General features: G+C 68.5%; 15 protein-coding genes. 14 read left to right on the plus strand and 1 reads right to left on the minus strand.

The annotated features are described in order from the left end of the window. Nucleotides 1-7: 7 nt before the first annotated feature. Nucleotides 8-856 (plus strand): RNA polymerase sigma factor SigJ, encoded by an 849-nt coding sequence (gene sigJ / locus VT85_RS05625; protein ID WP_068411768.1) that lies wholly within the window; start codon nt 8-10, stop codon nt 854-856. A gap of 21 nt (nt 857-877) precedes the next feature. Next, on the plus strand, nt 878-1,618 hold the full coding sequence (locus VT85_RS05630) for an SDR family oxidoreductase (protein ID WP_068411771.1): 741 nt from the start codon (nt 878-880) through the stop codon (nt 1,616-1,618). A gap of 27 nt (nt 1,619-1,645) precedes the next feature. Here VT85_RS05630 and VT85_RS05635 read toward each other — a convergent pair whose 3' ends face one another. Then, nucleotides 1,646-3,052, minus strand: coding sequence for an ArnT family glycosyltransferase (locus VT85_RS05635; protein WP_197491113.1), 1,407 nt, complete (start codon nt 3,050-3,052; stop codon nt 1,646-1,648). Between the two features lie 501 nt (nt 3,053-3,553). Here VT85_RS05635 and VT85_RS05640 point away from each other — a divergent pair. From VT85_RS05640 to VT85_RS05695, 12 genes are all read left to right on the plus strand, one after another. Then, complete coding sequence (locus VT85_RS05640; protein WP_255377002.1) at nt 3,554-4,504, plus strand: collagen-binding domain-containing protein; 951 nt, start codon at nt 3,554-3,556, stop codon at nt 4,502-4,504. 252 nt (nt 4,505-4,756) lie between these two features. Then, nucleotides 4,757-5,788, plus strand: a complete 1,032-nt coding sequence (locus VT85_RS05645) for a collagen-binding domain-containing protein (RefSeq protein WP_197491114.1) — start codon at nt 4,757-4,759, stop codon at nt 5,786-5,788. Nucleotides 5,789-6,133: 345 nt separating this feature from the next. Beyond that, a complete protein-coding gene (locus VT85_RS05650) occupies nt 6,134-7,588 on the plus strand; it encodes an ammonia-forming cytochrome c nitrite reductase subunit c552 (protein ID WP_068411783.1) in 1,455 nt (484 codons plus the stop codon). Beyond that, complete coding sequence (locus VT85_RS05655; protein ID WP_156512698.1) at nt 7,566-8,438, plus strand: hypothetical protein; 873 nt, start codon at nt 7,566-7,568, stop codon at nt 8,436-8,438. Before VT85_RS05650 ends, VT85_RS05655 begins: the two co-directional genes overlap by 23 nt. 107 nt (nt 8,439-8,545) lie before the next feature. Beyond that, nucleotides 8,546-9,913: a histidinol dehydrogenase gene (gene hisD / locus VT85_RS05660; RefSeq protein WP_068411789.1), complete on the plus strand. Its 1,368-nt coding sequence runs from the start codon at nt 8,546-8,548 to the stop codon at nt 9,911-9,913. 78 nt (nt 9,914-9,991) lie between these two features. Further along, complete coding sequence (locus VT85_RS05665; protein WP_068411792.1) at nt 9,992-10,516, plus strand: GNAT family N-acetyltransferase; 525 nt, start codon at nt 9,992-9,994, stop codon at nt 10,514-10,516. A 23-nt stretch (nt 10,517-10,539) separates the two neighbouring features. Continuing rightward, nucleotides 10,540-11,601, plus strand: coding sequence for a histidinol-phosphate transaminase (gene hisC / locus VT85_RS05670; protein WP_231871458.1), 1,062 nt, complete (start codon nt 10,540-10,542; stop codon nt 11,599-11,601). Between the two features lie 74 nt (nt 11,602-11,675). Next, a complete protein-coding gene (hisB, locus tag VT85_RS05675) occupies nt 11,676-12,272 on the plus strand; it encodes an imidazoleglycerol-phosphate dehydratase HisB (protein ID WP_068411797.1) in 597 nt (198 codons plus the stop codon). A gap of 43 nt (nt 12,273-12,315) precedes the next feature. Further along, nucleotides 12,316-13,386 carry a lysylphosphatidylglycerol synthase transmembrane domain-containing protein gene (locus tag VT85_RS05680; protein WP_197491115.1) on the plus strand — a complete coding sequence of 357 codons (1,071 nt, stop codon included), beginning with the start codon at nt 12,316-12,318 and terminating at the stop codon, nt 13,384-13,386. Between the two features lie 154 nt (nt 13,387-13,540). After that, entirely contained in the window at nt 13,541-15,052 is a 1,512-nt protein-coding gene (locus VT85_RS05685) for an amino acid permease (RefSeq protein ID WP_068411800.1), read from the plus strand. A 103-nt stretch (nt 15,053-15,155) separates the two neighbouring features. Continuing rightward, nucleotides 15,156-19,265 carry a HEAT repeat domain-containing protein gene (locus VT85_RS05690; RefSeq protein WP_197491116.1) on the plus strand — a complete coding sequence of 1,370 codons (4,110 nt, stop codon included), beginning with the start codon at nt 15,156-15,158 and terminating at the stop codon, nt 19,263-19,265. Between the two features lie 136 nt (nt 19,266-19,401). Then, on the plus strand, nt 19,402-20,208 hold the full coding sequence (locus VT85_RS05695; protein WP_197491117.1) for a hypothetical protein: 807 nt from the start codon (nt 19,402-19,404) through the stop codon (nt 20,206-20,208). The last annotated feature ends 2 nt before the right edge of the window (nt 20,209-20,210 follow it).

Raw genomic sequence — 20,210 nt, forward strand, 5'->3', positions numbered from 1 at the left:
GGGCGGAATGACCGACGACGTGATCGCCATGCGGCCTCGAATGATGTCCGTCGCCTACCGGATGCTCGGCAGCGTGGCGGACGCCGAGGACGCCGTCCAGGACGCCTTCGTGCGGTATCAGACCGCCGGCGGCGTCTCCTCGCCGGAAGGATTTCTCATCCGCACCACCACCCGCCTTTGCATCGACCGGCTGCGGGCGCGGCGAAGGCGGGAGTACATCGGACCCTGGGTCCCCGAGCCGGTGGCGACGGGAGAGGCCGACGAGGCTTCCGCCCTGTCCGAATCACTCACCCAGGCATTCCTGCTGCTGCTGGAGCGGCTGTCGCCCCAGGAGAGGGCGGCGTTCCTGCTGCGGACGGTGTTCGACTACGAGTACGCCCAGATCAGCGAGGTGCTGGGCAAGCCCGAGGCGACCGCCCGCCAGATCGTCAGTCGCGCCCGGCGTCGGCTCGGCCTGGACTCGACACGCAGGTTCCCCGCGTCGCCGGTGCGCGCGGAGGGGCTGGCTGAGCGGTTCCTGCAAGCCTGCCGCGCGGGGGACGTGAGGGCCGTCGAGGGGATGCTCGCGGAAGACGCCGAGGTCCATTCCGACGGTGGTGGCCGAGTCTCGGCCGCCCGGGTCGTGATCCTCGGTCGGGAACGCGCCGCCCGGTTCCTCTCGGGCGTGTTCGGAAAGAAGCGGCTTAACTGCGAGATGCTTCCGACCACGGTCAACGGCCAGCCCGGCGTGGTGTTCGTGTTCGACGGCGCCGTCGTCCAGGTGGCGTCCCTGCGCATCGAGGGCGGGGTCAGAGCGGTGTACATGACCAGCAACCCGGACAAGCTGGCCCGCTGGTCTTCGGCCCAGGTCGACTAGGTTTTTCAACAGGAGATCGGCATGAAGATCGTCGTGATCGGCGGCAGCGGGCTCATCGGAAAGAAGCTGATTCCTCTTCTGCGGGAGCGCGGACACGACGCCGTGTCGGCGTCTCCTTCCTCGGGCGTCAACGCCCTGACGGGTGAGGGCCTGGGCGAGGCGTTCGCGGGCGCCCAGGTCGTCGTCGACGTTTCCAATTCTCCCTCGTTCGAGGACGGGGCGGTCCTGGCGTTCTTCGAGACCTCGGGGCGCAACATCATGGCCGCGGCACGGGCCGCCGGCGTGGGGCACCACGTCGCGTTGTCGGTCGTCGGGGCCGATCGGCTGCCGGACAGCGGTTACATGCGGGCGAAGGTCGCTCAGGAGGCCCTCATCAAGGCCTCCGCAATCCCGTACACGATCGTCCGGGCGACCCAGTTTTTCGAATTCCTCGGCGCGATCGCCGGGTCGGACGACGGCGAGATTCGGCTCCCGACCGCGCCCATGCAGCCGCTGGCGGCCGACGACGTGGCGGCCGCGCTCGCCGGCGTCGCCGCCGAGCCGCCGCACAACGGCACGGTGGAGGTGGCGGGGCCGGAATCGCTCTCCATCGCCGACTTCGTGGGACGCTTCCTCGCCGCGAAGGGGGATGGACGGAAGGTGGTCGCGGACCCGCAAGCCCGCTATTTCGGAGCCGCCCTGGACGGCCGCGGCCTGAACCCCGAGTCGAGCCCGATCGTCGGGTCGACGCGGTTCGAGGACTGGATCGGCAGGACCCCGTGACATCGGGACGTCGGGCTCCGGTTCCCCTCAGCGCCCGGCCTCGCGGGACCGATCGTCGGGAAGAGTCGGTGGCGCCGCGGGCGTCGTCGCCTCTTCGGCGTTCCGAAGGTCGCGTCTGAGGGTCGACACGAATGGAGAGTTCGTGGCGTCCGGCCCGATGACGACGTCGGCCCGACCCTCTGGGGCGGGCTGGAGGGCAGGGGCCAGGATCGCGAGCGTCCTAGCCCACCTGTCCGCCTCCTCACTTTCCGCGATGCTGGCCGTTTCCCACCGATTCTCCGCCGCTTTCCTGGCGATCTCTCGGAGGACGGCGACGTCATCCGTGTTATACCCCCGCCCGGCGGTCGAGAGTCCGCACAGGAAGCCGACTGTGCAGATCAAGCCTGTCGCCGCATAGGCGAATGTCGTTCTCGCCCTCCCCGCGGAAAGGGCGCGGTCGATCACGGCCCCGGCCAGGATCATGACCGGCGGGAAGATGAACTCGAGGTAACGCGGCGCAACGGGCAGGGCGACGAACCGGCTCAGATTGGAACTGCCGAAATTGATGTACGCCCCGGGAATCAAGGCCCAAAGGATGAGCAGCATCGAACGTCTCGCCCCGAGGAACCACGGCGCGCAGGCGGCGAGGGCGAGGCAGCCGATCGAATGGATTCCGAAGTCCTGATTCGGCAGGACGAGCATGCGCGGATAGGACTTGAGCAGCCGGTAGCGGAGATCGCGGTTGACGCTCAGGACCATCTCCGATTGCTCATGCAAGGCCATGGCATGGGGCCGAAACAGGAGATCCCCGGAGGCCGCCAGGTAGTACGCGTGCTCCAGAGCCAGGACCGACGCGCAGCCGAGGCACACGCCCAGCGCGGTCCGCCATCGACGTCCGCTCGCCGCGTCGACCACGAGGACGAGGCCGATGAACAGCGCGGGTTCCTTCGTCAAATAGCCGACGCCGCAGCAGAGGCCGGCGACGAACCCGGGCAGCAACCGGCTCCCATGCCTCGCGCGTACATAGGCCAGCACGCCGAGCAGGACGTAGAACTCCGCCAACGTCTCCGGCACGAGGATCGTCGCGTAACGAAGCTGGATGGGAAGTGTGGCGTAGAGAAGCCCCGCGACGACTCCCGCTCGGTTTCCGAACAGGTCCGACGCGATCAACGCGAGCACGACCACCGACCCGGCCGAAGCGAGCAACGGCAGCAAGATCGTGGTCCACTCGGCGAGGCCGAACAGGCGATAGACCAGGCCGACCGGAAGGAGCAGACCAAAACGGATCGCGTAATGGTGCGCCTCGATCGCGTAACTGGAATCGGCGATGTGCTGGGCGAAGCGAGAATATCCCAGGTCGTCCGAGCCGATCAGCCCCGTGAAGCAAGCGAGCCGAAGCAAGAGGCTGTTAATAAACAGAAGGATATATTTGGGCGAAGGATTCGGGGGCGTCACGTGCCGTCTCTCCGTTTCGTCATCCTGGCGACTCAGTTCCGCCGCCCCTGTCGCTGGGGAGTTCATGAGCCGGTCGACTCGAAATCCGCCGCATTGGAAACGAATCGAAAGCACGATTCAAGACAAATCCGCCCTGGGCCTTCCCGCCGCTTCGCCCGTCTCCTCGACTTATCGCCGATGGGCCGTAAATGTTGCGCCGAGCGGGCGAGACGATGCATGAAGGCCTCATGCGGCCGCCGGAATCCCGGCTTGGGTGGCTTCTGAGCCTCATCGCTTGAAGCCCGGGGGCGGCGGGTGTTCGATGGGACTGCAATCATGCAGTGCCAGGTGAGGCGGCTCGCCGTCCGGCGACCGAAGCGGACGGCGTGCAGAGAGCCGCCTCACGAGTGAACCCGTCGGATTCGGAGTCTCCATGTCGAAGCTTGTGAAGTCCGTATCGATCCTTCTCCTCCTGGGAACCATTGCGACGCCGACGACGGCGAGGGCCGACCTTCTGACGACCTGGAACCTGATCGCCACCGGCGATCTCTACGCGGCGAACGACGCCCAGGGGGCGTCCGCGTCGGTGGAAATCTGTATGTGCAGAACACGTTCGAAGCTGCGGCCAATGTGGGCGTCGCGACCGGCCCCGCCCTGGTGGTCGGCGGCGGCGTCATCACCGCGCAGCAGAACGCCTCGACCGTGAAGGTGAACAAGGGGAGCGCCGTGATCGGCGGGACGGTCAACGGCGGCGCCACGAACCCCAACCAGAACAACCAGTCGATCGTCGTGTCCCAGGCGCCCGGCGGCACGGTCACGTTCGACTCCGGCGTGAGCGGCGTCGGCGCGGCGGACTACGCCGAGCTCAAGGCCGACTCGGCGGCCTTCCGGGCGATGGCGTCGACCGGCGGGGCGGTCGTGATCCCGTCGCCCGTCGGCCAGGACGGCCTGGCCGCGTTCACCCTGACCGGGGCGAACTTCGACGCGAACGGGAACGCCGTGTTCGACATCGACGGCGAGTCGCTCTTCGAGAACACGAAGGTGCAGCAAATCTCCCTCTATCTGAACGGGCACAGCCTGGCCAAGGGCGAATCGGTCGTCTTCAACGTCAGCGGCGTGAACTTCGATTTCGCCAGGTCCTACAATTTCACGGACGGGTTCGTCGGCTCGGTCGCGAACATCATCTGGAACTTCTACGAAGCGACGAGCATCAACCTGAACAACAGCAACTTTCGCGGCGCCATGCTCGCGCCCGACGCCATCCTGACGAACATCAACACGATCGACGGATCGGTCTTCGTCAAGGAGCTCGGCACCCGGTACGGAAACGGCATGCGGGCGGAAATCCACACCCCGCTCTACCTGGGCTACGTCCCCCCGCCGTCCGCGGTCCCCGAGCCGTCGAGCCTGGCGATGGCGGGCCTGGCCGCTCTCGGCGCCGCCGCCTGGCGACTCCGTCGACGGTCGGTTTGACCGCCGCGATCCAGGACTCCGACGCCCCACAGCCCCCGCGATCTCGCGGGGGTTTTTATGCGCCTCACGCTCATCATCCCGGCGACCGCCGCCGACTTCCTGGAACGCCCGGATGATTCGTTTCTCCTCGTCCGCAATCGCGACCTACTGGTTGATAGAGACGACGCCGTCGCAGGGAGTGGATCGACCGCTCCCCTCCAGTTCGGAAGGGACCATCCTGATCGACGGCCGTCGCGCACCACGAGCAACGCCATGACGAAGCAGACGAAGTGCGGGCTGGTTTTCTTCCTGACGTGCCTGGCCTCGACGGCCATGCCGGCGCGGGCGGACCTGCTGACCAACTGGAATCTGGTGACGACCGGCGATCTCTATGCAAGCTCCAACGTCCAGGGGGCCGTGCGCGTGGGGGGGAACCTCTACGTCCAGAACTCCTTCGAGGTCGCCGCGAAGCAAGGCTCGCCCGAATCGTCGAATCCCTCGCTGATGGTCGGCGGCGACGTCAAGACCAGCGGCAAGAACCCTGAAACCATCAAGATCCTCAAGGGGGACGGCCTCATCGGGGGCGCGATCAACGGGGCGACCGACGGCAAGGCCCGGATCGTGTCGGCCCGCGACGGCGCGAGCGTCAAGTTCGACTCCTCCGCATCCCAGATCAAGGCCGCCGACGCCAAGGAACTGCTCGCCGATTCCCAGGCTTTTCAGGCCATGAAGGGGGGCGAGCAGTCCATCTTCATCTCGACGAAGCAGGTCGACACCGCCCGATTCCAGGTTCTGTCGGTGGATTCCCTCGGGAACGCGGTCTTCGACGTCGACGGCGAGCGACTGTTCGAGAACAACAAGGTCCGCGGCTTCTCGCTCGACCTCAACGGCCACAAGTTCGGCGAAGGCCAGTCCATCGTCTTCAACGTCGGCGGCGTGGATCTGGACTTCCGCAACGGCCTGAACTTCGACGGCGCGTTCCGCGGCGCGGTCGCGAACATCATCTGGAATTTCTACGAAGCCAGGGAGGTCGACCTCAACAGGAACAACTTCGCCGGCAGCCTGCTCGCCCCGAACGCCCTGCTGACCAACGCCAATTCCATCGACGGGTCGGTCTTCGTCAATTCGTTCGGCACCCGCCACGGCGACGGAATGCTCGCCGGCGTCCGGGTCCCGATGTACGCGGGATACGATCCCTCGACCGTCCCGATCGCGACGACGCCCGAGCCGTCGAGCCTGGCGATGGCAGGGCTCGCCATCCTCTGCGGGGCCGTCTGGCGGTCTCGTCGCCGGATGTCGAGCTGAACGGACGCGGGCGACCCGCCCCGCCCTCGCCGCCCCGCGCCGCGAGGGTTTTTCCGCGCTCCCGAGCTTCCGAGGAGGAATCGTGGCAGCCCCTTGGCTGAACGCGTTCGTCGATGTATTCTGAAAAGACTGGACGGGAGCCGCGTCAGGGCCCGAAACCCCTTTCTGGATCGAGCGGGGGCGGAGTCGTCCGCATCCCCGCCGCTGGCGCCTTTCTCGCACAAGGGCTGATCACTGTCCTCCAGAGCGTCGGCCCCGCCGCAGGCGGCCGGGAGCGGCCTGGGGGCGCGTCGGCGGATCGTCCTTCACCGACGTCCCGAGCTACGGTTTCACCGGGAGACGACCATGTCGTTCCGCGGATTGTTCATCGCCGTCCTCCTCAGCACGGCCATGATCGTATCGGCGTTTATGCTTCAGTCCCGTCGTCCGCGACACGAGGTCGCCCGACCGACGGCCGACCTCGTCAAGGCCACCGGAAAGTGCGCCGACTGCCACCGCAAGGAGACGTCGGCCGTCGTGCACGAGTACGAGATGAGCCTCCACAGCAAGGCGGGGATCAACTGCCTGGACTGCCACCAGCCGACCAAGGGCCAGGAGCCCTACGATCATAAAGGCTTCACGATCACCAAGAAGTTGACCTCGGCCAACTGCCAGGGGTGCCATCCCAAGCAGTTCGACGAATATCTGCGAAGTCGGCACGCCGCCCCCGCCTGGGCCGCCGTCTCCGGGACGGCCGACTTCACGCCCGAGCAGATCGCCTTCAGCGAGGCCATCCACAAGGGAGCCGTCGAGCGTCCGGCGCACCCGCTGACCGCCATCGAGGGGAAGGCCGCCGTCAACAAAGGCTGCCAGCAGTGCCACGACATCGGCCGGCCCAACCCCGACGGCTCGATCGGCTCGTGCACCGCCTGCCACGCCCGCCACGTCGCGTCGGTGGAGCTGGCCCGCCTCCCCGAGACCTGCGGCCAGTGCCACATGGGGCCGGACCACTCCCAACTGGAGATCTACCACGAGTCCAAGCACGGCGTCCTCTTCAACGCTCAGCGGGGGAAGATGAACCTGGCCGCCCGGCCGGAGAAGCTCGACACCGCCGACATGCCCGTCCCCACCTGCGCCACCTGCCACATGAGCGGACTTGAGGGGGAGAAGTTCACGCACGACGTGACCGAGCGGCTGTCCTACTTCCTGTTCGCCCCCGTCTCCGATCGCCGTCCCAAATACGAGGAAGGGCGTCGGAACATGAAGGCCATCTGCCTCAAGTGCCACACGAATCCCAAGATCCTCCAGTTCTACGGCGAGGCCGAGGGGGTCGTGCGCTCAACCAACAAGCTGGTCAAGGAGTCCGACGACATCATGGCCGGCCTCCGCAAGGAAGGCCTGCTCACCGCCGAGCCGTTCGACGAGCCGATCGAGTACCTCCACTTCGACCTGTGGCATTACGGCGGACGGACCGCCAAGCACGGGGCGTACATGGGAGGGGCCGACTTCGTCCAGTGGCACGGCTATTACGAGATCGTCAGCAAGCTGACCGAGCTGAAGAAGTCCGCCGAGGACATCCGCGTCGCGGCGGGCAAGGGCGAGGCTACCCCCAAGCCCGAGTCGACCCCGGTGGAACCGGCGAAGGCCGCCCCCGAGACGAAGCCCGAATCGCGGAGCCCGGCCCCGGGCCCCGAGGCGAAGCCGGTCGAGTCCCCCAAGGGGGACGACCTGCCGGAGGACGTGTTCAAGCCGGAAGACAAGCCGGCCTCCACCCCTGACAAGCCGGGAGGCGAGGCCGATGCTCCGGCAGCTTCGAAGTAAAGGGTGGCCCAGCCGCCCGTTGTTCTGGACGGAGCTGTTCGCGATCGGCAACATCGGGTTCCTGGCCGTCGACGTGGCCGTCGCCCATGCGATGAACGCGTTCGAGCATCCGGCCGAGTACATCCCGGTGGCCTTCTCGCTGGCCTCCGCGCCGCTGCTCCTGCTCGCCATGTTGATCGGCGGGCCGGAGCCGGCGACGCGGGCGCGGCCCGCGCCGGGCGTCTCCCGAGGACGGTCGGCCCTCGCCCGGGGGATCGGCCTGCTCGTCGGCTGGGGATCGCTGGTGGTGGGGATCGCGGGCCTGATCCTCCACCTCAGGGGCGACTTCTTCAGCGAGATGACGCTCAAGAACCTCGTCTACACCGCCCCGTTCGCCGCGCCGTTGGCCTATGCGGGCCTGGGATTTCTGGTCCTGCTCAATCGGATGGTCGACGCTCGATCGCCGGAATGGGCCGGTTGGGTCGTCGTCCTGGCGGCCGGCGGCTGGATGGGGAATTTCGTCCTCAGCCTGGCCGACCACGCGCAGAACGGCTTCTTCCGGCCGAGTGAGTGGGCCGGCGTCGTCTCGGCGGCGATCGCGTTCGGATTCCTGGTCGCCGTGCTGGTGGTCCCCCGCAACGGCCCCCTGCGCTGGATGACGGCCGGGGTGATGGGGTTGCAGATGCTCGTGGGGCTGATCGGCTTCTATCTCCACGTCGAGGCGAACCTCGCGCGGCCGTCGGCGTCTCTCTGGGAGTCGTTCCTGTACGGCGCCCCGGCGTTCGCCCCGCTGTTGTTCGCGGACCTGGCGATCCTCGGTCTTTTGGGCCTCTGGGGCCTGGCGGCGAATCCCGAGGCACCGGCGGATTGAGCGCCTCCGCCCTCCGTTTCGCGCCCGCCGCCGTTGCAGGATCGCGGCGAAGCGCGATAATGGAGGTCCCGAGAATCCCGCCGGCCTCGAGATCGTGAGCGAGCACCTTGAGCGTCAGAATCCGCCGAATCGACTGCGCCCGCGACGACGCCCGGGAGGCGATCGCCTCCCTTCGCCGCGAGCTGAGCCCGAAGGGGAACGTCGTCAGCCCGGAAGGGCGGGCGCGGACCCTCGCCGTCTTCGGCGAGCCCCTCTCCCCACCCCAGGTCGTCGAGCGGATCTGCGACCACGTCGCGACCCGGGGCCTGGAGGCCGTCCTCGACTACACGCGCAAGCTGGACGGGGTCGAACTCCAGCCCGGCGGCGTGCGCGTCTCCCAGGCCGAGCTGGACGAGGCGCACCGCGACGCCGATCCGGATTATCTCGCGACGATCGCCCGGATCCGCGAGAACGTCCTGACCTACCAGCGGGCGATTCTCAGCCACGACGTGCATCTCGAACCGAAGCCCGGCGTGAAGCTCGGCCTGCGGTACACGCCGCTGCGTCGCGTGGGCGTCTGCATCCCCGGCGGGGCGGCGGCGTATCCCTCGACGCTCCTCATGACCGTCGTCCCGGCGCAGGCCGCAGGGGTGGCCGAGATTGCCGTCGTCGTCCCCCCCACCCGGTTCGGCGGCTACAACCCCGAGTTGCTGGCCGCCTGCCGCGAACTGGGCGTGACCGAGGTCCACCGGATCGGCGGCGCGCAGGCCGTCGCCGCGCTGGCCTACGGCGTCGAGGGGATCGCGGCCGTCGACAAGATCGTCGGCCCCGGCAACCTGTTCGTCGCGTTGGCGAAGAAGCAGGTCTACGGCGAGGTCGACATCGACAGCATCGCCGGCCCCAGCGAACTCGTCCTCATCGCCGACGAGTCGGCTCACCCGGATTACATCGCCGCCGACCTGATCAGCCAGGCCGAGCACTCCCCGGGCGCGAGCATCCTCTTGACCTGGACGCCGGGCCTCGCGGATCGCGTCCAGGCCTCGCTCGACCGCCAACTCGCCGTCCTCAGTCGCGGCGACCTGGCCCGCGTGAGCCTGGAGCGATTCGGGGCCCTGATCGAATGCCGCGACGAAGGAGACGCCGTCGCGCTCTCGAACCAGTTCGCGCCGGAACACCTGCACGTCTCGACGGCCGACCCCGAGCGCCTGCTGCCAGCCTTGACGATCGCGGGCGCGATCTTCCTGGGCCACGAGACGCCGGTCGCGTTGGGCGACTACGCGGCCGGGCCTTCCCACGTCCTCCCCACGAGCGGCACCGCGCGATGGGCGTCGGGGCTCTCGGCCAATGATTTCCTGCGGCGTACCAGCCTGATCGGGGTCGATCGGGCGGGCCTCGCCGCCCTGGCGCCCGACGTCCGAAGGCTGGCCGACGTCGAAGGACTGACCGCGCACCGCTTCAGCGTCGACGTCCGCCTGGACCGCGCCGACCCGGCCTGACGTCCTCCGGCCAGGACGCCCCACCCGGAATCCCGCCGCCGCCGCACCGCCGCCCCCGGCCCGAAGGAGCCGACGACCGTGAGCCAGCTTGCACCCACACCCCGGCCGACGCCCTCGTTCACGATCCGTCCCGCCGTCCCGGGCGACTCCCAGACGATCGCGGACCTGATCCGCGAACTGGCGATCTACGAGAAACTCGGCCAGTCCGCCAGGGCGACGGCCGAGGATTTCCACAGGAACCTGTTCGGCCCTCGCCCCTTCGCCGAGGTCCTGATGGCCGAGGTGGAAGGCGGGGCGGTCGGGCTGGCCCTGTTCTTCCACACGTTCTCGACCTTCCGAGGCCAGCCCGGCCTCTACCTGGAAGACATCTTCGTGCAGCCCGAGCACCGAGGCCGGGGGATCGGCAAGTCCCTGCTGAGGTCGCTGGCGAAGATCGCGCGCGAGCGTGGCTGCGGCCGGCTGGAATGGGCCGTCCTCAACTGGAACGACCCGGCGATCGGCTTCTATCGCTCCCTCGGCGCGGTGCCGCTGGACGAGTGGACCACCTACCGGATCGCCGACGAAGCGCTCGACCGACTGGCCGAAGCCGCCCCCGAAGCCTGAACGCGACCAAGGAGCCCCTGAAGGTGGAAAGTCCCGCGGAGCCTCGTCGTTACGTCCTGCCCCACATCGCCCGGATGGAGGGCTACGTCCCCGGCGAGCAGCCCCAGGGGGGCGCGTTCATCAAGCTCAACACCAATGAGAACCCCTATCCGCCGTCGCCCCTCGCCAAGCAGGCCCTGATCGACGCCGTCACCGACCGCCTCCGCCTTTATCCCGACCCGACCGGCCTGGCCTTCCGCAAGACGGCCGCCACGCTCCACGGGGTCGAGCCCGACATGATCCTCGCCGGCAACGGATCGGACGACGCCCTGACGATCCTCACCCGGGCGTTCGTCGGGCCGGGGGACCTGGCGGCCTATCCGACGCCTAGCTACCTGCTCTACTCCACCCTCATCAGCCTGCAAGACGGCCGGGCGCACGTCGTCCCGTTCACCGAGGATTGGCGGCTGGACTTCGACGGCTTCCTGAAACCGGGGGTGAAGCTCGTCTACCTGGCGAACCCCAACAGCCCGTCCGGGACCGCGATCCCTCCCTCCGAGGTCGCCGCGCTGGCGAGCCGGCTGGACTGCCCGCTGGTCGTCGACGAGGCCTACGGCGACTTCGCCCGCGAGAACTGCATCGGCCTGTTGAAAGACCACCCCAACGTCATCGTGACCCGATCGTTCAGCAAGGGGTACAGCCTGGCGGGGCTCCGCCTGGGCTACCTCATCGCCGACCCTTCGATCATCGCCGAGCTGAACAAGGTCAAGGACTCGTACAACTGCGACGCGCTGAGCCTCGCCGCCGGCAAGGCCGCGCTCGAGGACCAGGCGTATCTGCGCGAGACCCGCTCGAAGATCCTCGCCACCCGCGACCGCCTGACCTCGGCGCTGCGGGGGATGGGACGGGACGTGACCGACAGCCAGACGAACTTCGTCTGGACGACTGGCGGGCCGTCGGCCGAGTCGACGTTCCAGGAGTTGAAGGGGCGGAACATCTTCGTCCGCCTGATGCGCTATCCCGGCTACCCCGCCGGGCTTCGGATCAGCGTGGGGACCGACGCCGAGATCGACCGCCTGCTGGAAGTCCTCCGCGATCTCACCTGACCGGCGGCCCGGCGATCGGCTACAATCGCCCAGGTCTGCTTGATCCCGATCCCTCCAGGCCGAGACCGACACCCGTGAGCGAATCCCCGCGCGTCGCCGAGATCGCACGCAAGACCCGCGAGACCGACATCCGCCTGTCCCTGAACCTCGACGGTCAGGGCCGCGCCGAGCTTTCCACGGGCGTCGGCTTCCTCGATCACATGCTGGAGTCGTTCGCACGTCACGCGCTGGTGGACCTCTCCGTGACGTGTCAGGGCGACACTCACATCGACGACCACCACTCGACCGAGGACATCGGCATCTGCCTGGGCCAGGCCCTCGATCAGGCGCTGGGCGACAAGGCCGGCGTCAGCCGTTACGGCCACTGCATCCTGCCGATGGACGAGACGCTCGTCACCTGCGCGGTCGACCTGGGGGGCCGTCCCTACTGGGTCTGGAACGCGCCGATGCCCACCCCCAAAATCGGGACGTTCGACACCGAACTGGTGGCCGATTTCTGGCACGCGGTGGCGACCCACGGCCGGATGAACCTGCACGTCCTGCTCCATTACGGCCGCAATTCGCACCACATCTCGGAGGCGATCTTCAAGGCCGCCGCCCGAGCGATCCGCGACGCCGCCGAGCGCGACCCGCGCACCAACGAGGTCCCCTCGACCAAGGGCACGATCTGACGACGGACGAACGGAATCGGAACGACGCACCGGAGGCCCCCCCTTGAGCACGGTCGACACGCTGGAATCGGCGGCGGAACAACCGAAGAAATCGTACGTCGGGACGTTCGTGAACCTGGGCCTGATCGCCCTGGCGTTCGCGCTCCTGGCCCTGGTGGTCCACCAGAACCGGGCCAAGATCCTGGAGGTCTTCTCGCGCAAGCTCGACCTCCGGCTCCTCCTGGTCGGGATCGTCGTCTTCCAGTTCAGCGTGATGCTGACGTTCATCCGGTGGTACGCCCTGGTGCGGGTGATCGAGCCTCGATTCACCCTCCGCTCGACGTTCCTGCTCGGCTTCATCGGCTACGTCTTCAATCTGGTCATCCCGGGGGCGGTGGGGGGCGACCTGATCAAGGCGGCGTATCTGGTTCGGATGCACATCCGCAAGACGCAGGCGGTCGCCTCGATGGTCATCGACCGGATCCTGGGGCTCATGGGGCTGTTCGTGCTGGCGTCGATCGCCGGCGCGGCGGCCTGGGGCCTGGCGACGCCCGAGGTCCGGCGGCTGATCCTGGCGGCCTGGATCGCGACGGGCGTCGGATTCCTCCTGCTGGGGGCCATCTTCGGGAAGGTCTTCTCGCGGCTCTTCCCCGGCTCGATTGGCCCCCGCCACGGCAAGCTGGGGACCGTGGTCTCCGAGCTCGACGCCATGTCGACGACCTACCGCTCCCGGCTCGGCGTCGTGGCGCTGGCCCTGGGGCTGTCGACGGTCGGGCACTCGCTCAACGTCTTCGCGTTCTACCTGATGGGCCGGATGCTCTTCCCGGATATGGTCACGACCCTGGGTCAGCACTTCTTGATGGGGCCGCTTACGCTCTTCACGATGGCCGTCCCGCTCCCCTTCGGCGCGCTTGGGCTGAGCGAGGGGGTCGCCGATCAGCTTTTGAAGCTGGTGGGACATCCCAGCGGCGCGCTGGCGATGATGGCCTTCCGCGTCTTGATGTACGCCTGCGGCCTGACCGGCGCGATCGTCTATCTGGCCAACCTGAAGGAAGTCCGCGGGCTGACGACCGCGGCGCAGGAGATCGAGCACGAGCTGATCGAAGGGGACCTGGAGGACGAGGCGGCGGCCTGAGCCCCCTGCGAATCGAACCGGCGTGGGGACCGAACTCCGACCGCGCCCAGGTCCCAGGCTTTACCGACACGGCTCGTTGGCGTAGTCTCGTCTCCTTCGACCGGCTGCCCGCCGGGAGCGACGACGCGATCGATTCGGAAGGCAGGCTCGACGCATGCAATGGTTCTCCAGCCCCTGGTTCCGCCGGAAGCCGGCCTCCCTCCTGATCCTCGAACTCGACGGCGACGACGGCGGCCGCTTGCACCGCAAGCTGGGCCCGCTCTCGCTGATCGCGCTGGGCGTCGGCGCCACGATCGGGTCCGGGCTCTACGTCTCGACGGGCATCGTCGCCCGAGACGTGGCGGGGCCGTCGATCATGCTCTCGTTCCTGATCGCCGCGATCGGGTGCGGGTTCGCGGCGCTCTGCTATTCGGAGCTGGCGAGCATGGTCCCGGTGGCCGGCAGCGCCTACACCTACGCTTATGCGACGATGGGCGAGCTGCTGGCCTGGATCATCGGCTGGGACCTGATCCTGGAATACGCGGTCGGCTCCTGTTTCGTGGCCAACGGCTGGTCGGGCTACTTCGACTCCATGCTCCGGAACCTCTTCGGCGTCCAGCTTGATCCGAGGCTCCTGCGCTCCCCGTGGGACTTCGCCGACGACGGCTTCTTCCTGAATCGGGTGACCCTGCCGGGGGGCGTCGAGGCGATCGCCTGGTTCAACCTGCCCGCCGTCCTGATCACCGCGATCCTCACGATCGTCCTGGTCGTCGGCATCCGCGAGAGCGCCGGGCTGAATGCGGCGATGGTCCTCCTGAACATCGGCGTGATCATGACCCTCATCGGCGCGGGGGCGGCTTACGTCGACCCCAAGAACTGGACCCCGTTCCTGCACGAAGACCACGGCTGGCGGGGGGTCGCGATGGGGGCGGCGAAGATCTTCATCGCCTACATCGGCTTCGACTCGATATCGACGCACGCCGAGGAGGCGCGCAACCCGCGTCGGGACATGCCCATCGGCATCCTCGGCGCCCTGGTCGTCTGCACGACCCTCTACGTGGCCACGGCCGCCGTGCTGACGGGGATGATCCCCTATCTCCAGCTCGACGTGACCGCGCCGCTGGCCGCCGCACTTCAGGCGAAGGGCCTGACGTTCGCGGGGACGTTGATCACCCTGGGGATCCTGGCGGGCATGACCAGCTCGCTCCTCGTCGGCAACCTGAGCCAGTCTCGCGTGCTGCTGGCGATGGCTCGCGACGGCCTGCTGCCGATCAAGTTCTTCGGGGCCGTGCATCGACGCTTCGGGACTCCCTGGAAATCGACCCTGCTCGTCGGCTTTGCGGTGGCCCTGGGCGGGGCCTTCGCCCCGCTGAACCTCCTGGCCGAACTGGTCAGCATTGGCACCCTCTTCGCCTTCGTGGTCGTCTCGGCCTCCGTTTGGATCCTCAGGATCACCGACCCGGACCTTCCGCGCGCGTTCCGCACCCCGTTCGTCCCCTTCGTCTCGACGATGGGCGTGCTCGTCAACGGCGGCCTGATGTTTTGGCTGGGCAAGGACAACTGGATCCGGCTCCTGGCCTGGCTGGCCATCGGACTGGTCGTCTACCTGACATACAGCCGGCGCCACTCGCTGCTGAACCGGACGCCCGAGGCCGTCGCGTCATCCCCGTCTCCTCCTCCCGCCTGATCGCTCCTACAATGGGAGGGAGACCTTCCACCACGGAGCGCGAGGGCCCGGCGCCATGCTTCCGCTTGCTTCGCCTCGATCCATCCCCGCCGCGATCCCGCGCGTGGTACTCGCCCTGGCGTTGGCCCTCGGCTCGGCGCCGCCGCTCCGCGCCGAGGAGGCGGTCCGGGCCGACCCCGCGATCGCCTCGGGCGCGACCTGGACGCAGGCGCTCGGCGAGATCCGAGCGGATCGACGCTACGAGCTGGTCGTCTCCCTCGCCGCCCCGTCGGACGACGATCGCCTGGCCGTCGAGCTGGCCGTCGGCGACGGCCCCTCGCTCCGCAAGGACCTGCACGCCGGCGATCCCGACGTCTACCTGCCCTACCGCCCGCCGCACGACGGCCCCGCCACGCTCCGCCTGACCCGGCCGCAGGCGTCGTCCCGCGAGCCGCTCCGGGTCCACGTCTCCTGGCGCGGCGATGACTCGTCCGACGACGACCGCGCGGCCCTGGAAGCCGAGCCCAACGACGATCGGCGATCCGCAAACCGCCTCGTCCTCGGCCGCGATCTCTACGGCTCGGCCGACGACGTGGACTATCTGGAGAACCTCCAGGAAGGGACGTCGGGACTCGACTGGTTCCGCTTCGAGGTCGATTCCGACCGGCCCGCGCTCGTGACGTTCACGCTCGACCTGATCGACCGCGACGTCTCGGCGGACCTTCGCGTCTTCACCGTCGAGGCCGGCGAACCGACGGCCCATGCGAGCGGCGAGGACCCGATGGAGATCATCCACGACCGCGAGCGCGAACGTTATTCGAAGAATCTCGTCAGGACGTTGGAGAGGGGCGTCTACTACCTCCGGGTGAACGCGAACCACCCGGCGTACATCCTGCGGACCCGCGTCTCCGCCGTCCCGCCTTTTGACGAGCCTGCGAAGGCCGTCGAGGCGGGCCTGCATTATCTGCTGAACGCCGGCGACGCCTGGTTGGCGCAGGTGCCCCGCGAGGGGAACCGATTCGTCCGCGCGGCGAACCTCCACGAGACGAGCCTCCGCTGCACCGGTTGCCACGCCACCAGCTTTCCCGCCGACGCGGCCCTCGCGACCCATCGCGCGGGCTACTCGATCCAGGCCCGTGACGGCCTCCAATACCTGATGGATCGCATCGCCGATTCGCCGACGCCCCTCGACGGCGGCGATCTCTTCTGGCAGCGCTACATCGCGACGCCGCTCCAGGCCCAGGGAGAGCAGGGGGGCCTCCTCGCGGATTACGAACGAGAGGTGACCGGCGAACAGACCGCTGCGCTCGAACGCTTCGGCCCGTTCCTCCTGGCCGCGTGGGCCTCGGGCACGACTCTCCCCGAGGACGAGCGAAACGTGATCCCCGCCGAGAGCAAGTTCAGCCTCGCCTGGCGGGACCACAAGGTTTTGACCGAACTCGCGCGTCGAACCGGCCGCGAAGACTACGCCCAGGCCGCCGCGCACATCGCCGAGCTGACGAACAGTCGGCAGGCCGATCGGCAGGTCGAGACGCTCCAGGACCGCATCCACCGGCTCGTCGCCTGGAGCCGCTTGGACAGAGAAGCGAACGCGAACAAGATCCGTCGCGAGACCGGCGCGCTCCTCGCTCTTCAGAACGAGGACGGCGGCTGGCACGAGTCCGACGCCGAGCCCGGCCCGAGCTCCGTCTACGCGACCGGGCAACTCGTCGACGCGCTCCTCGAAACGGGAATCACCCCCGAGCACCCGGCGATCGCCCGCGCCCTGAAATACCTACTCGCGACCCAGCAGGGGTTCGGCGGCTGGTTCCAGGCCGACACGCATGAGAACTTCCGAACCCCGATGCGCGAGACCCGGTACGCCGTGACGGCCCTCGCCCGCGCCTTCCCGCGTCCCGACGCTCCGAGGACCTCGTGGGGAAACCGCGACGACGGCCCGGCGAGGCTCTCACGCCCGGATTCGCTGGCCCACACGCTCGACGACCTTGAAAACGTCTGGGAGGTCCCCGAGGCCGACGCGCCGCAGTTCGTCGCGGCCATCGTTTTGCTGCTCGACCATCCTTCTCCCCTGGCGCGGGCGTCGGCCGCAGCCTGTCTCGGTCGACTCGGCCGCGACGAGGGCGTCACGCCGCTGGCGAAGGCGCTCGGCGATCCGTCGAAAATGGTCCGTCTCGCCTCGGCGACGGCCCTGCGCCGCCTCGGACTCGACGATCGGGGGCCTGCGATCGACGCGATCGCCGGGGCGCTGGATTCCCCCGATCCCCGAGTCCGACGCGGCGTGGTGCGCGTCTTCGCCTATCAATCCCGAGGGCTGGCCGCGCGTGACGAACTGGCGGGCCGCCTCCTCGCTCGGGCCGGTGACGCCGACCTCCTGACCCGTTTCGAGGCGGTCCGGGCCCTCCGCCGCCTGTTCTACGACACGTCCGACGCCTCGCTCCGCGCGCGGATCATCGAGACGTTCCTCGCACGACTGGCCGCCGAGGGCGTTCCGATCATGCGGAAGAATTTGAGTGAGAATCTCTACATCATCCTTGACGAGAATCTGGGCGGAAACATCAGTCTTCGCCGCAACCTCGCGGCGCTTCCGGAGGACCTGCGCGCGCGGGCGATGGAAGGCCGCATGGCGATTGAGCGAGACGTCCTCCTCAATCCGATCCTGGCCGCCCTGCGGGAGGGAAGCGACCTTCAGCGTTCCGGCGTGCTTCAGGGGTTCGACGGCTCGTTCTTCAAGGGGAGGACGTATGCGCGGCAGCCCGAGAACGCCGTGGACGTCGGCAACGACCGCGAGTTCGGGTTCCTCTACGAAGTCCCGCTGGAGACTCTGGACCCCACGTTCGCGGCCCTGATCGACGCCACGCGGAGCGGTGCCGGCCGCCGCCAGGCGCTCCAGCTCGCGAGCTTCTTCAAGGTCCCCGGCCGCACCCGCGATGCGACGATCCAGGCCGCCGTCCTCCGGGCCCTCCAAGCCCCGGACGCCGAGACGCGCGCCGAGGCCCTGCGGATCGTCGGCGACGAGATCAGCTTCAACGGCGCGGAGGACGACCCGGCCCGCGTCCTCGAAATCGCTCGGCTGATCGCCGACCGCCCCGAAACACGCCCCGCCCTGATCGCCGCGATCGGCCGCAACCCGGCCCTCTCGCGACGCGCCGAGATCGTCGCGGCGACCGCCGCCCTTGCGAGCCTCCCCGACTCCGCGGCCGACCTGCTGCCGATCCTGGATCGGCTCGGTCTGGCCGACGATAACGTTTTCGCCGCGATCGGCCGGGGATGGGACGGATACGACGTCTCCCGGAAGTCCGAGGCGATCCGCGTGCTGCTCCGTCGCCGTGAGGCGCGCGGCGACGCCGCGCCGCCCCGGCCGCTCCTCGACCTGCTCCGCAAGGCGTCGGCCGACTCTTCCGAGGCGATCCGTGAGCAAGCGTTCTCCGCGCTGATCGAGCAGGCGTCCGAGAACGGGGCCGGCGCCTTCCCGCCCCTCCTGCTGGCCCTGGCCGACGCCTCTCCGAAGATCCGCCGACTCGGCCTGGCGGCGACGGCGAGCAGGGCGTCGTTCTGGGACCGCGGGGACGCGATGGAACGCCTGGCCTCGCTCCTCGTCGACCCCGACGCCGGCGTGCGGTCGGACGCGCTCGACGCCGTGAAATATCATCGCCTCCTGATCCGTCACCCCGCCCTGGCCCCTCGCGTCAGGGCCCTCGCAGGAGAGGAGGCGCTGGCCGGTCGGGTCGACGCCTTGCTCCGGGCCTCGGGCTTCGACCCGGCGGCCGTCGCGCCCGACGTCGCCGCCGACCGGCCGACGATCCTGAGCCTGGAAGCCTTCCGCCGGGACGTGAACCCGTGGTTCGGCAAGCCCGGCGGCGACGGCCACTCCTGCGTCGACTGCCACGCGAGCCACGCGATCCTGAGGCTCGCCGAGCCTCGCGACGGAGGGCCGCCGACCGACGAGGACGTCGCCACGAACTTCGCCTCCGCGCTGAAGGTGGTGAACCTCGCCCGCCCCGAGTCCAGCCCGCTCCTCCGCAAGCCGAGGAGCCCGCAAGGCCGGAAGGACGATGACGCGGCCGTCCCCGAAGGCCCGACCCACGTCGGCGGGACCCGATGGGAGAGCGACGACCACCCCGCCTATCGCGCGATCCTCAAGTGGATCCGCGCGGCCGAGGCGCAGACCCAGGACGTGCCGCCGTTCACCCCCGCCGAGATCGAGGACCTCTCCGTCGCGCCTCCCGCCCCTTGACTCCTCGACGAATCCGTCCGATTTTATTCGCAAGACTTCGGGAAGTTTCGGTTGACGACAGTAGCTCTGCATCTTAAAGTGCCAACGCTTTGTCCTGCAAAGTCGGGGTGGGTCGACCGAATCAAGGGGGGCGTGCATGATGGCGATCGTCGAGGTCGGGGGTGAGAATCGTTCGGGATGGCTCCAGGGATTCCGCGAGCTGGATCTGATTTTGCGCGGGGATCGGACCCGTCCGTCGGCGCTCCGGGAGGGGGCGGTGCCGATCTCCCCGGTGCGGCTGTCGCGGGTGATCGTCCTCCTCTGCCTGGCGCACGGGCTCTGCATGGGGACGTTCGCGATGTTCTCGAAGAACGGCCCCGCGCTGGATCAGGTCCTCGCGACCATGGTGAAGGTGCCGTTGCTCTTCTACCTGACGCTGTTCGTGACGCTGCCGTCGCTTTACGTGTTCAATGCGCTGGTGGGCTCGCGACTCACGTTCTCGTCGGTGGTCCGGGTGTTGACGGCGACCCTGGGGGTGAACGTGGCGGTGCTGGCCTCGCTGGGGCCGATCGTGGCGTTCTTCTCGGCCTGCACGACGAGCTATCCGTTCATGGTCCTGTTCAACGTGGTGGTCTTCGCCGTCGCGGGGTTCCTCGCCCAGATGTACCTGCTCCAGACCCTCCAGCGGCTGAGCATCGCGCAGGTCCTGGAGGATGCGACCCGCGTCGAGCCGGTGGACGAGGCCCCGGCGGCGATCCGGCCGCTGTCGGACGAGTTCCTGGGTCGGCACGTGAAGACGATCTTCCGGCTCTGGCTGGTGCTGTTCGGGCTGGTCGGGGCCCAGATGGGCTGGGTGCTGCGGCCGTTCATCGGCAACCCGAACATCCCGTTCACCTGGTTCCGTCCGCGTCAGTCGAACTTCTTCGAGGCCGTCCTCCACACGCTGGGTTCCCTCTTCTCCTGAGT

This window comes from Planctomyces sp. SH-PL62 (assembly GCF_001610895.1).
Taxonomy (GTDB): domain Bacteria; phylum Planctomycetota; class Planctomycetia; order Isosphaerales; family Isosphaeraceae; genus Paludisphaera.